The sequence below is a fragment of the Microlunatus ginsengisoli genome (assembly GCF_039537205.1).
Classification (GTDB): domain Bacteria; phylum Actinomycetota; class Actinomycetes; order Propionibacteriales; family Propionibacteriaceae; genus Microlunatus; species Microlunatus ginsengisoli.
Genome location: NZ_BAABAB010000022.1, coordinates 20,727 through 34,239 on the forward strand (window position 1 = coordinate 20,727; position 13,513 = coordinate 34,239).

Sequence of the window (13,513 nt, forward strand, 5' to 3'; positions counted from 1 at the left end):
CGATGGGCGCGAAATCGGGCGGTCAGGGCGTGAGCAGGGCGTCGACGAAGACCTCGGGGTCGAACGGGGCGAGATCGTCCACGCCCTCGCCGAGACCGACCAGCTTGACCGGGACGCCGAGCTCGCGCTGGACCTGCACCACGATGCCGCCGCGGGCCGAACCGTCCAGCTTCGTCAGCACGATCCCGGTGATCTGGACGACATCGGCGAAGATCCGGGCCTGGACCAGGCCGTTCTGGCCGGTGGTGGCGTCGAGTACCAGCAGCACCTCCCCGACCGGGGCCTGCCGCTCCATCACCCGCTTCACCTTGCCGAGCTCGTCCATCAGCCCGGTCTTGGTGTGCAGCCGGCCCGCGGTGTCGACCAGCACCACGTCGACCTCCTGCTCGATGCCGGCCCGCACCGCCTCGTACGCCACGCTCGCCGGATCCGCACCCTCGGAGCCGCGGACGGTGGGCACGCCCACCCGGGAGCCCCAGGTCTCCAGCTGGTCTGCCGCGGCCGCCCGGAAGGTGTCCGCCGCCCCGAGCAGGACGTCCTTGTCTTCGGCGACCAGCACCCGGGCCAGCTTGCCGACCGTGGTCGTCTTGCCGGTCCCGTTCACCCCGACCACCATGATCACCGCCGGTTTGTCGGTCCGGGTGTCGTCGAGCGAGCGGTCCATGGTCGGATCGACCAGTTTCAGCAGCTCCTGGCGCAGGATCGCCCTGGCCGCGGCGGGATCGGCGATCGCGTCCACGCGGATCCGGCTGCGGAGCGCCTCCACCAGCTCGGTGGTCGGGTCGACGCCGAGGTCGGACTGGATCAGCACCGCCTCGAAGTCGTCCCACGTCTCCTCGTCGATCTTGTCGCGGGAGATCAGCATCAGCAGCCCGCGGCTGAGCGCGCCGGTGGAGCCGGCCAGCCGGCGGCGGAGCCGGGCCATCCGCGACTGCGGCGGCTCCGGTGCCTCGGGCCGCCGGTCCGGCTCGAGCAGCTCCGCCTCGACGATCTCGGGCTCGGCGGAGACCGCCGGCTCGGCGACATCGACAGAGACCCCGGCGTCGTCACCCGCGTCCTGGGCGGGCTCGGTCGGGACCGGCGGGGTGGGCCCCTCCTCCAACTGCCCGGTCCGGCGCCCGGCGAGGATGCGGCGCTGCCGGACGGCGACGAGGCCGGTGATGACGAAGGCAGCCAGGATCAGGCCGCCCACGACGAGCCAGATGGTCGTGGGATTCACCGGCACATCTTAATGGTGCCGGGGCGGACGTACGTGGGTCAGCGAGTGAGGCTGGACTCGACCATCCGGACGAACTTCTTCGGCGGCTTCGCCTCGCCGTTCAGGTGCTTCGCCGCGCGGGTCATCTGCTGCGTCAGTTTCGGGGCGCGGTCGCCGCCGCGTCCTTCCATCCCGACCAGGACGAGCCCGGCGACGACGCCGGCGACGACGAGAACGGCGATCATGGTGATCAGGATGACCGTCACAGGTGAGGCCTTTCGTGCGGTGCAGTCCGTGACTGCGTGTGGTACCGAGCGGGGAAGGCGCCGACCCGTCGTGCGGCCGCGGCCTGCCACCGCAGGTCGAGCCGGCTCCTTCAGGTTATGCGTGCCGGCTCCGCGCGACCGGCAGCTGGACGGTCCGGACGGGCGTCGATTTGGTCACGATCGGCCGGCTCGCCATCAACCTCTGCGGTCGGGAAGGCTCCCCCGCCGCCTCGCACCGGGCAGGTCCGGCACGACGCTTCGGGCACCCGGGATTGCCGTTCGTGACCATTTTCCCTTGCCGGATCGGTGAGGCGCCGTCTGGATCGGGGTTGTCGGTCGGCACTGATAGAACTGGACGCGCCGGGTTGCCGGTCCGTGTCCGCTCGTCGAGGAGTCCATCACATGACGTCGTTCCCACCGGATTTCGTCTGGGGAGCAGCCACCGCCTCGTATCAGATCGAGGGCGCGGTGGCCGAGGACGGCCGCCACCCCAGCATCTGGGACACCTTCGCCCACACCGCGGGCGCGATCCTCGACGGGACCACCGGCGACGTGGCGTGCGACCACTACCACCGCTTCGCCGAGGACATCGCGATCCTGGCCGACCTCGGCCTGACGGCGTACCGGTTCTCGATCGGCTGGCCGCGGGTGCTGCCGGACGGGGCCGGCGCGGTGAACCAGCCGGGCCTGGACTTCTACCGCCGGATCGCGGAAACCTGCCTCGAGCACGGCGTGACACCGTGGGCGACGCTGTATCACTGGGATTTGCCGCAACCGCTCGAGGACGCCGGCGGCTGGCTGAGCCGCGACACGGCCGGACGATTCGCCGACTATGCGGCGACGACGGCGAGCGCGCTGGGTGATGTCGTCAGCCACTGGATCACCCTCAACGAGCCGTGGTGCTCAGCCTTCCTGGGCTATGCCGCCGGTGTGCACGCGCCGGGCAAGTCGCTGGGGGTGGAGGCGGCGAAGGCCGCGCACCATCTGCTGCTGGGGCACGGCGAGGCGGTGCAGGCGCTGCGCGCGGCGGACGCCGAGGCGACGGTCGGCATCACGGTGAACCTGTACTCCATCCGGGCGGCGACCGACTCCGCCGCCGATCGCGAGGCCGCCCGGCGGGCCGACGCCCAGGGCAACCGGCTGTTCCTCGACCCGGTCCTGCTCGGCCGCTACCCCGAGGACGCGATCGCCGACCTCGGGCTGCAGGACTGGTTCGCTGAGCACAGCGCCGACCTCCCGGTGATCTCGGCGCCGATCGACTTCATGGGGATCAACTACTACAGCCGGCAGACCTTCGCCGCACCGGCGGACGGAGTCTTCGGCACGCCCGGCGTGGTGAGCGCCGCACCGGGCAGCGAGAACCTGCAGCTGGTCGACACCGGCGCGCCGACGACGGCGATGGGCTGGGAGGTGCACCCGGACGGGCTGGTCGACGTGGTCGAGATGGTGCACCAGCGGGCACCCGGCCTGCCGGTCTACATCACCGAGAACGGCGCAGCGTACGAGGACGTGGTCGGGCCGGACGGGACGGTCGACGACTCGGAGCGACGGCTCTACTACGAGCTGCACGTGGACGCGTGCCGGCTGGCGATCGAGCGCGGGATGGCGCTGAAGGGGTATTTCGCCTGGTCGCTGCTGGACAACTTCGAGTGGGCGTTCGGCTTCAGCCGCCGCTTCGGCATCGTCTACGTCGACTACGACACCCAGCAGCGGATCGTGAAGAACAGCGGGCTGTGGTTCAAGGAGTTCCTCGCCTCCTGAGCCCCGGACCGCCGCTCCCCTCCCCGGCTCGACCTCGCTCATCCAAACGCGACCTCGCTCACCGGCGCCGGCGAGCGACGTCGCAGTTCAACGCGCGAAGTGGTTACCGGCTCCCGAGCTCAACGCGCGAGGTGAGCGGAGCGGACTCGTCGGGCTTGACTTGATCGCCGGCCTCAGGACGCACGGCCGCCGATTCCGTCGGGGAGGCCGCAGCGATCCGCGCGGGCGAATGCACGCAGGATTCGATCCCTGACGAGCGCTGGATATCGGAGATCGTCCCAGGTCCACCGGACGACCTGCCAGCCGTGATCGCGCAGCGCGTCCTCGCGCAACTTTTCGGCGTATACCACCTCCTCGACCCGCTGGCCTGGGCGAAGCAAGCGGCCGTACTTCACCTTGCCATCGAACTCACCCACCGTGCCGTGCTCCTCCCAGCCGAGATCGCAACGCGCGAGCAACCGGCCGAACTCGTCGCGCACCTCGTACTGCGGGGTGGGGGTCGGCAGTCCGACCTGAGCGAAGTCGACGCGGCTCCGACTCGCCGACGCTCTCGCTCCGGTGGTCGGCAAAGCCGCACGTTCGACGCGCCCGCCGGACTCCGGGCCAGCGGACCATCGACGCCAGACCCATGTCGAGAAGGTCGGGTGACAAACCGGCCGCGAGCGCGCGGTCGGCGACTGCGACGGCATGGCGGAACGGCAGGGAACGCGCCAGGTCGAGCACCGTACGCGCGGCAGTAGTGACCGCGAAGCCGTCGATCAGCTCGGTGTCGCCGGCGGTCAACGGCGCGACGTGGAGGTGGACGAGCCGCCGCCGCTGCCCTCCCGTCGATCGAGACCGAGTGACATGGACCTGCTGAAGTCCGGGTCGCCATACGGGGAGGTCGTGCAGGACGGCGGCGGAGCTGTGGCTGAGCACCACGGCCGGGTCGAGTTGCGGGATGGTAGCGGCAATCAGCCGCCGATGTCGGTCCTCCTTGGCGGCCTCGGCGGGCAACGGGACCGCGTAGGCGCCGCGGCGAACTCGCTCGAGCTGCTCGGCCTGCAGCAGACGCTCGATGTCCCAGCGTTCGAAGCCGAGAAGGTTCAGCTGACTCGTGGACTGGATCTCCTCCATACCTACACAATGCGGAGATCAGGCCCTGGCGTGCCGCCCCTCTGCCCGATCTGGGGATAACGCTCCCGGTGCCTCCGAGCTGTGGACAACCGCAGTTCCCGACGAACGCCCCTCGGGGCCGGTTTCGCCCTTCCACTTCCACTTCGCTCATCTTGGCGCAACTTCGCGCACCGGCGACGGTGCGCGAAGTCGCGGTTCGGCGCGCGAAGAGGAGCCGTGAGCGTCGCGAAACCAGCCACGAGGCTCACGCCGGCGCGACCCGACTCGGGTCTTTCCTCCGCTGCCACCACTCCAGCCGGTCCGAGTCTTTAGCGCTGCCACCACTCCAGCCGGTACGAGCCTTCAGCGCTGCCACCACTCCAGCCGGTCCGAGCCTTTGGCGCTGCCACCACTCCAGCCGGTCCGAGTCTTTAGCCTGGCTACCGCCCCAGCCGGCCCGAGACCAGGCTGTTCCCATGCTGCAACCACCTGGGACTGAGCCCGCGCGGACCCGCGCACCACCACTTCGCTGACTTTGGTGCGACTTCGCTCACGGGCGACGGTGCGCGAAGTCGCGGTTCGGCGCGCGAAGTGGAAGCCGGGAGTGCGCCAGTCGGAGGCCGGCGAGGTGGTGCCAGTCGTCAGGCGAAGTCGCGGTTCGGCGCGCGAAGTGGAAGCCGGGAGTGCGCCAGTCGGAGGCCGGCGAGGTGGTGCCAGTCGTCAGGCGAAGTCGCCGTTCGGCGGGCGAAGTGGGAGCCGCGAGCGCGGTCAGGCGACGTCGGTCTCGCGCAGGCGCTGGGAGATCACAGCGGACACGCCGTCGCCGCGCATGGTGACGCCGTAGAGCGCGTCGGCGATCTCCATCGTCCGCTTCTGGTGGGTGATCACGAGCAGCTGGCTGGATTCGCGCAGCTCCTCATAGATCTCCAGCAGCCGGCCGAGGTTCGTGTCGTCCAGCGCGGCCTCGACCTCGTCCAGGATGTAGAACGGGCTGGGCCGGGCGATGAACAGGGACACCAGGAACGCGACCGCGACCAGCGAGCGCTCCCCGCCGGAGAGCAGCGAGAGGCGCTTGATCTTCTTGCCCGGCGGGCGCGCCTCGACGTCGATGCCGGTGGTCAGCCAGTTGCCGGGCTCGGTCAGCACGAGCCGGCCCTCGCCGCCGGGGAAAAGCCGAGCGAACACGCGCTCGAACGCCTTCTCGACGTCGGCGTACGCCTCGGCGAACACCTGCTCCACCCGGGCGTCGACGTCGGCGATGATGTCGGACAGGTCCCTGCGGGTCTTGCGGAGATCCTCCAGCTGCTCGGACAGGAAGCGGTGCCGCTCCTCCATCGCGTCGAACTCCTCCAGGGCCAGCGGATTGACCCGGCCGAGCACGCCGAGGTTGCGTTCTGCCGCCCGCAGCCGCTTCTGCTGCTCTTCCCGGACGTACGGCCTGGGCTCGGGCTGCTCGTCGTCGGGAGTCAGCGCGGTGCCGTCCGGCCTGGTCAGCACCGGGACGAGCTGCTCGGGACCGTATTCGTCCAGCAGCACCGACGACTCGAGACCGAGCTCGGTCATCGCCTTTTCCTGCAGCGCCTCGATCCGCATCCGGTGCTCTGCTCGGGCCATCTCGTCGCGATGCGCGGTGTCGACCAGGGCCTCGAAGTCCGCCGCGTACGTCCGCACGGTCTTCCGCGCCGCCGCCAGCCCGGCCTCCGCCTCGGTCCGGGCGGCATCCGCTTCGGCCCGGTCGGCGCCGGCGAGCGCGATCGAGGCCTCGACCCGTCGCGCGAGCTCGGTCCCGGCGGCCAGCACGGCGCGAGCCACCGCCGCCTCCCGGCGCAGCCGTTCCCGCCGGGCGAGCGCCTTGGCCCGGGACTGCCGCTCGTTCTCCGCCGCCCGGCGGAGCGCGTCGGCGCGGCCCGCCAGGGCGCGGACCCGTTCCTCCATCGTCCGCAGCGCCAACCGCGCGTCCATCTCCGCGGCCCGGGCCAGCCGGGCCGCCTCGGCGAGCTCGTCGCGACGGGCGGGGTCCGGTTCGGGCTCGTCCTCGGTGTCGCTGGCCCGCTCGAGCCGATACTCCAGGTCGGCCAGCCCCGCGAGGTCGTTGTCGCGGGCCTCCTCGGCAGCCGTGATCGCCTTCCGCAGCCGCTCCGCCTCGCCCTGCGCCGAGCGGGCGGAGGCGCTGAGCTGGCCCAGTTCCTCGGCCACCGCGGCCATCGCCGCGTCGGACTCGTGCAACCGGGCCAGGGTGGCCTCCACCGCCTCGGCCGCCGACTCGCGCCGCGCGGTCAGCTCGGTCTGGGCGAACCGGAGCCGCTCGCAGGCGTGATTGGCCGCTGCCAGCTTCTCGGTGGCCTCGTCGATGGCCGCCTGCACCTCGATCAGGCTCGGCTGCGCGCTGGATCCGCCGGCCGCTGTGTAGGACCCCAGCACGTCGCCGCCCATGGTCACCGCGGTGATGTCGGATCGCGCGCCGACCAGCGTGCGAGCTTCGTCCAGATCCGCCACCACCGCGACCTCGTCCAGCAACCGACGCACGGCCGGTTCGAGCCGGGGATCGCACCTGATCACGTCGAGCAACCAGCGAGCCGCGATGTCGGAGGGGATCGCTGCGGCGCGGCGACCGGTCACGGGTTGGGGGCTCAGCTCGGCCGGATCGGATCGAAGATCCTCCGCGATGACCAGGCTGGCCCGGCCGAGGTCCTCGCGCTTCAGGTGCTCGAAGGCACCGATCGCACCGTCCAGGTCCTGGATCGCGACGGCCTCGGCCGCCGAGCCGAAGGCCGCGGCCACCGCCGCCTCGTAGCCGGGCTCCACCTCGATCAGCGCCGCGACCGAGCCCAGCACCCCGTCGAGCTGTTCGGAGGCGGCCAGCAGTGCCGCCGAGGCGTCCTTGCGGACCAGACCGACCTGGAGTGCCTCGACCCGGGCCGTCAGCGCGGCCCGCTCCTGGCCGGCGAGGCTCTCTTGCTGGCGCAGCTCGGCCAGCTCCGCCTCCGCCGCCTCCAGCTTGGCCAGCGCCGCGTCGTGGTCGGAGTCCAGGCCGGACTCGCCACCCTCCAGGCCGGCCACCGTCGTCTCCAGTGCGGTGAACGCGCGAGAAGCCTGCTCCGCACGCAGTTCGGCCTCCTGGCTGGCCGTCGTCAGCCGGCCGATCTCCGCCTCCGCGGCGTCGGCGCGCGAGCGCAGCGAGTTCACCTGTCCCGTCAGCCGGGCGAGTCCCTCGCGCCGATCGGCCGCAGCCCGGATCATCGCGGCCAGCCGGGTCTCCTCGGCGCGGTGGTCGTTCTCCACCCGTTCGCGGTTCTCGCTCGCCGCCTCCAGGGCATCGGCGCGGCGACCCGCCTCCGCCGACAGCTCGGCCTCCTCGGCGGCGATCTTGCCGGCCTCCCGGTCGAGTTCGTCGGGGTCGCGGCCCTGCCGCACCTCACCGACCTCGTCCTCGGCGTTGCGGACCCGCTCCCCCGCGATGGACAGCGTGGTCGCGACCCGCTCCCGCAGGGCGGCCAGCGAATACCACGTCTCCTGGGCGGCAGTCAGCCGCGGCACCCCGGCGCGGACCGCTTCCTCGGCCTCGGTCTCGGCCTGCCGCGCCTGCTCGAGCGCCGCCTCCAGGCTCCGGCGGCGCTCCAGCAGCGCCTCCTCGTCGGCCACGTCGGACTCCATCGCCAGGCTCGCCTGCAGCAGGTCGTCAGCCAGCAGTCTGGCCTTCGCGTCCCGGAGCTCCGCCTGGATCACCGCCGCCTTGCGGGCCACCTCGGCCTGCCGGCCGAGCGGCTTGAGCTGCCGGCGGATCTCGCCGATCAGGTCGGACAGCCGGTTCAGGTTGCCCTCGCAGGCCTCCAGCTTGCGCAGCGCCTTCTCCTTGCGCTTGCGGTGCTTGAGCACGCCGGCCGCCTCTTCGACGAAACCCCGGCGGACCTCGGGCGTCGCCTGCAGGATCGTGTCGAGCTGACCCTGGCCGACGATCACGTGCATCTCCCGGCCGATGCCGGAGTCGCTCAGCAGCTCCTGGACATCCAGCAGGCGGGCGTTGTTGCCGTTGATCGCATAGTCGGAGCCGCCGTTGCGGAACATGGTCCGCGAGATCGTCACCTCGGTGTAGTCGATCGGCAGCGCGCCGTCGGTGTTGTCGATGGTGAGCACGACCTCGGCCCGGCCCAGCGGGGCGCGCCCGGACGTACCGGCGAAGATGACGTCCTCCATCTTGCCGCCGCGCAGGCTCTTGGCGCCCTGCTCCCCCATCACCCAGCTGAGCGCGTCCACCACGTTGGACTTGCCCGACCCGTTCGGGCCGACCACACAGGTGATGCCCGGCTCGAAGTTCAGGGTCGTCGCCGTGGCGAAGGACTTGAATCCGCGCAGGGTCAGGCTCTTGAGGTGCACGCGTGACCTTTCTCCGGACCGGCCACGGCGCCGAAGCTCCGGCGCACGGGCCGCCCCGTCGGTTTGGTCCCCGGCGGGTTCGCGTTCAGGCCCGGGGCGTCCTGCGGGAAGGCCCCTTCACTCTAGTTCCCGGCACCGACCAGTGCCGGGACCTCAGGCGGCGCCGGCCGGTGTGTCCCGCTTGGTCTCCTCGACGGCGACCGTCTCCGCCGGCCGGCCGCGGACTGCGGCGAACGTCCAGATCTTGTTCAGCACGAACGAGAGCGGCACCACGACGCAGATGGCGATCAGCTGTGCCCAGTAGTAGCGGTTGCGGAACCCGGTCGAGTCGTCGAACACGCTGGTCGGCAGGGCCAGCGGCGAGCCGTCCTTCAGCAGCAGGGTGACGACGGCCAGGTTCACCAGCAGCCCGACCAGGCCGACCGCGAGAAACGGCAGATACTCCCGCAGCCAGCCGGCGTGCTTGGCGCTCTTGAACGTCCACCAGCGGTTCAGCTGGAAGTTCCACAGGTTCGCGATCAGGAACGCGATGGTGGAGTAGACGTGGTACCAGCGGATGTTGAAGTCGGTGAGCGGCAGGTCGACCGCGACGGTGTGCGGGTTGGGCCCGAGCTTGTTGCACAAGATGACGACCAGCATGTTGACGAGCACGCCCGAGCCGCCGACCAGGCCGAACCGGAAGAACAGCAGCCAGTTCTGCTTGTGCCTGACCAGCAGGAAGTGTCGAATGCGCTCCACGATGGAGGAAAGCCTACCGGCGAGCGGGCCGCCGACCTATCCTCGAGCGCCACGGCTGCGGCCCCGACAGGCCGGTTCACGCGTACGAACTGGCATCGTTGTCACCGATCTCACACTCCCGCCTCCCCCGGGCCGCCTCCCTGCGCCGCCTCCCCGGGGCGCGCCCCCGGGCCGCGTCACCGGCCCCCGATCCCGGGAAAGTGTGCGGCTGTTGCAGGTCGACCGGCGTGTCGCCTGCAGGATCTGCACACTTTCCGAGGACGGGCGGGTCGCCCAAGCAGGGGCCGGGGTCAGGGCAGCTTGGTGATCCGGCCCGGGGCGGGCGGCGCCAGGTTGGAATTGGCCGTCAAATACTGCGTGAAGGCGTCCAGGTCGATCGGGCCGCCGGTCAGATCCGTGCCCTGGGCGAACACGGTGAAGCCGTCACCGCCCGCGGCGAGGAAGTTGTTCACCGACACCCGGTACGTCGCCGCCGGGTCGACCGGCACGCCGCTCACCCTCAGGCCCGACACCTTCGACCCGGTCGGGGCGGCCTCGCTCCAGCTATAGGTGAGGCTCGAGGAGATCTGCAGCATGGTCGCGGTGCCGTCGGCGTGCCACTGCTGCTCCAGGACGGCCTTCAGCTGGGCTCCGGTCAGGGTGATCGTCTGCATGATGTTGGAGAACGGCTGGACCTTGAACGCCTCGCCGTAGGTGACCACCCCGTCGCCCTCGCCGGCCGTCGAGCCGGCGTAGGTCAGATCCGCCCTGATGCCGCCGGGGTTGGTGATGGCGATCTGGGCGCCGTTCTGCGTGGTCGCCGCGAGCTGGGCGTCGGCGATCACGTCGCCGAGCGGCTGCTCGCCGGCGGGACTCGGCGCACGGGTGATGTCGGCAGTAATGGTGCCCACCTGCCGGTTGGCCAACGGCGCCGACAGCGTCACCGCCTTGTCCACGATCGCCTGCACGGTCGGGTCCGGAGTGACGTCGCGGGTGACGATGTGGTTCAGCGCCACCGTGTCCTTCCGGATCACGTCGTGGGTCCGCGGGTCGATCTTCAAATCGACGCTGGACACCAGCCGGCCGAACGAGGCGCTCTGGATCACCGGACGCGGATTGCCGGCCGGGTCCTGCACCACGCAGTTGTACGGCTGGTGGCTGTGGCCCACGAAGAACGCGTCCACCCGCGGGGTCGCCGCCGCGGCGATGGCCGCCGCGGGACCGCCCGGCACGATGCTGCAGGAGTTGGGCAGGGCCGGGAAGCTGGTGTTGTCGCCCTGGTGCATCAAGACGATCTGGCTCTTGATGCCCAGCCGCTGCAGCAGGTTCGAGGTCTTGTCGATGGCCTTGACCTCGTCGCCGAACTTCAGTCCCTTGATCGCGGTCGGCACGACCACGTCCGGCACGCCTTCCAGCGTGATGCCGATGACGCCGATGTTCACCCCGCCCGAGCGGATCACGGTGAACGGCAGCAGGGCCGGCCGGTTGTTCTTCGCCAGCGTGACGTTCGCGCCGAGGATCGGGAACTTCGCGCCGCGGAACGGATTGTCGAACACGCACCCGTCGTCCGGGTGGCAGCCGCCGAGCTGCATCCGTAGCAGTTCTTTGTACCCTTCGTCGAATTCGTGGTTGCCGACCGCCATCGCCTTGACGCCCATCGCGTTCAGGGCGTCGATCGTCGGCTCGTCGTGGAACAGCGCGGACTCCAGCGGGGACGCGCCGATGCTGTCCCCGGCGGAGACGACGAAGGAGTTCTTCACCTCGCTCTTCAACTGCTTGATGTGGGTCGCGAGATACGCCGCGCCACCGGCGTCGACGGTCTTCCCCGCAGCGTCGATCACGACCCGGCCGGACGAACCGGTCGGCGGTTGCAGGTTGCCGTGCAGGTCGTTGAAGCCGATCACCCGGACGTCCACAGGTTTGGGCGCCGGTGGCCTCGGGTGATCGTGCTTGCCACCGGCCTGGGCTGTGGTTGCGCCGAGCGTTCCGATCAGCAGCGCGCCGACGCCGGCAGCGGCCATCCGACGCAGCAGGGGGGAAATCGACATGGACGCGCCTTTCGGGGGAGATGGTCGCCAGGCCGACGCTTTCACAGGTCGGTGCCTCCTGAGAAGACCCTGTGGGAATCGTTCGCGCGGGGTTTGAAAACCTGTGGGAGAGTCGACGCGGATCCGTCCACCGGCGACGCGAGGAGACCGGCGTTGGTTCGAGCACTCCACGTGCGACGCCCGTGGCTCCTCCTCGTCACCGTCCTGGCCGCGCTCGCCGTGGCCGTCGGTGTGGTCGCTCAGCCCGCGACCGGCCCGTATCCCGTCGCGGGCACGATCGCGAACCTGCCCGCCCCCGGCGACGCACCGGACTCGCTGCGTGCGCCCGCCACCCGGGACCGGTTCTATTTCCTGCTCCCGGACCGGTTCTCCAACGCCGACCCGGACAACGACAGGGGCGGGCTGACGGGTCCGCGGGAGGTGACCGGGTTCGACCCGACCGGTGCCGCCTGGTTCCACGGCGGCGACCTGAAAGGGACCACCGAGAAGCTCGACTACATCCGCGGGCTGGGCACGTCCGCACTCTGGCTCACGCCGGTCTTCGCGAACATGCCGGTGCAGGGTCTCGGCACCCCGTATCCCGGCGCCGGCTACCACGGCTACTGGATCCTCGACTTCACCCGGGTGGACCCTCACCTGGGCACGGACGCCGACCTGCGGGAACTGATCACCCAGGCCCACGCGCGCGGGATGAAGGTCTACTTCGACATCGTGGTGAACCACACCGCCGACGTGATCCAGCCGGCCCAGAAGCCGGGCGGCCCGGCGCCGGCCGGCTACGTGCTGAAGAAGGACGTGCCGTACGTCGACGCCGACGGCAACGCGTTCGACGACCGGGATTTCCTCGGCTCCGCGCAGTTCCCGAGCCTGGTCGCGGACCGCAGCTTCCCGTACGCTCCGGAGGTCGCCGCCGGGCAGGAGAACCTCAAGGGACCGGCCTGGCTGAACGACGTCACCGCCTACCACAACCGGGGCAACACGACGTACTCCGGCGAGTCCAACACCTACGGCGACTTCGCCGGGCTGGACGACCTGTTCACCGAGCAGCCGCGGGTGGTCAGCGGGATGGAGCAGATCTTCGACGGCTGGATCACCGACTACGGCATCGACGGGTTCCGGATCGACACCATGAAGTACGTCGACCTCGAGTTCTGGCAGCAGTTCCTGCCGCACATCCTGGCCACCGCGAAGGCGGCCGGCAAACCGGAGTTCTTCGCCTTCGGCGAGGTGTACGACCTGCTCTCCAACCCGTACCTGTCCCGCTACACCACGGCCGGGAAGAGCCAGGCGGTGCTGGACTTCACCTTCCAGCAGCAGGCCAGGGCGTTCGGCGCATCCGGGCCGACGGACGCACTGCGCACGCTGTTCGATGACGACGACTGGTTCACCGACGCGGACTCCAACGCCTACGGGCTGCCCACGTTCCTGGGGAACCACGACATGGGCCACATCGGGGCGTTCCTGCGCGACGACAACCCGACCGCGAGCAAGGCCGAGCTGCTGGCGCGCGACCAGCTGGTGCACGCGCTGCTGTTCACCAGCCGTGGCAACCCGGTCGTCTACTACGGCGACGAGCAGGGCTTCACCGGCGCGCCCGGCGGGGACAAGGCCGGCCGGCAGGACATGTTTCCCAGCAAGGACCCGGACTACGACAACCAGGGCGACGACGCCGGGCTGAACGACGACATCGGCTCCGACCAGACACCGGCGGACGACAACTTCGACCCGAACCATCCGCTCTACCGGACCATCGCCACGCTGTCCCGGCTGCGCGAGACGACCCCGGCTCTGGCCGACGGTGTCCAGCAGGTCCGCGCCTCCTCGTCGGTGCCCGGCATCCTCGCCTACTCGCGGACCGACGCGACGGACCGGATCGAGTACGTGGTCGTGCTGAACAACGCGACCGCGGCGGCCTCGGCCCGGATTCCGACGTACTCGGCCGGGATGGGGTTCGACCGGATCTGGGGCGCGGACCAGGCACCGCCGTCGCTGACCTCGGGCGGGGACCGGGCGGTGGACGTACGGCTGCCCGCGCTGTCGGCCGCCGTCTATCG

The 13,513-nt window shown here is 70.7% G+C and carries 9 protein-coding genes; 3 read left to right on the top strand and 6 right to left on the bottom strand.

From position 1 onward, the window contains the following. Nucleotides 1–22: 22 nt before the first annotated feature. Entirely contained in the window at nucleotides 23–1,219 is a 1,197-nt protein-coding gene (gene ftsY, locus ABD747_RS15070; protein WP_344805964.1) for a signal recognition particle-docking protein FtsY, read from the bottom strand. A gap of 38 nt (nucleotides 1,220–1,257) precedes the next feature. Next, the gene (locus tag ABD747_RS15075; protein ID WP_344805966.1) at nucleotides 1,258–1,464 is read right to left on the bottom strand and encodes a hypothetical protein; all 207 of its coding nucleotides are present in this window, start codon (nucleotides 1,462–1,464) and stop codon (nucleotides 1,258–1,260) included. A gap of 402 nt (nucleotides 1,465–1,866) precedes the next feature. Between ABD747_RS15075 and ABD747_RS15080 the strand changes: the two genes are divergently transcribed. Continuing rightward, nucleotides 1,867–3,225: a GH1 family beta-glucosidase gene (locus ABD747_RS15080; protein ID WP_344805968.1), complete on the top strand. Its 1,359-nt coding sequence runs from the start codon at nucleotides 1,867–1,869 to the stop codon at nucleotides 3,223–3,225. Between the two features lie 173 nt (nucleotides 3,226–3,398). On the opposite strand, the gene ABD747_RS15085 is transcribed toward ABD747_RS15080, so the two are convergent. Further along, nucleotides 3,399–3,704, bottom strand: coding sequence for a hypothetical protein (locus tag ABD747_RS15085; protein ID WP_344805970.1), 306 nt, complete (start codon nucleotides 3,702–3,704; stop codon nucleotides 3,399–3,401). Between the two features lie 208 nt (nucleotides 3,705–3,912). Between ABD747_RS15085 and ABD747_RS15090 the strand changes: the two genes are divergently transcribed. Further along, on the top strand, nucleotides 3,913–4,401 hold the full coding sequence (locus ABD747_RS15090; RefSeq protein ID WP_344805973.1) for a hypothetical protein: 489 nt from the start codon (nucleotides 3,913–3,915) through the stop codon (nucleotides 4,399–4,401). Between the two features lie 687 nt (nucleotides 4,402–5,088). Here the strand turns inward: ABD747_RS15090 and smc are convergent. The 3 genes from smc to ABD747_RS15105 form a co-directional block, all read right to left on the bottom strand. Then, nucleotides 5,089–8,694, bottom strand: coding sequence for a chromosome segregation protein SMC (gene smc / locus ABD747_RS15095; protein WP_344805975.1), 3,606 nt, complete (start codon nucleotides 8,692–8,694; stop codon nucleotides 5,089–5,091). A gap of 153 nt (nucleotides 8,695–8,847) precedes the next feature. Next, entirely contained in the window at nucleotides 8,848–9,432 is a 585-nt protein-coding gene (locus ABD747_RS15100) for a GtrA family protein (RefSeq protein ID WP_344805977.1), read from the bottom strand. Between the two features lie 290 nt (nucleotides 9,433–9,722). Then, nucleotides 9,723–11,459: a bifunctional metallophosphatase/5'-nucleotidase gene (locus ABD747_RS15105; RefSeq protein ID WP_344805980.1), complete on the bottom strand. Its 1,737-nt coding sequence runs from the start codon at nucleotides 11,457–11,459 to the stop codon at nucleotides 9,723–9,725. Nucleotides 11,460–11,612: 153 nt separating this feature from the next. Between ABD747_RS15105 and ABD747_RS15110 the strand changes: the two genes are divergently transcribed. After that, nucleotides 11,613–13,513, top strand: a 1,901-nt coding sequence (locus ABD747_RS15110; protein ID WP_344805982.1) for an alpha-amylase family glycosyl hydrolase, incomplete at its 3' end; no start/stop codon positions are given.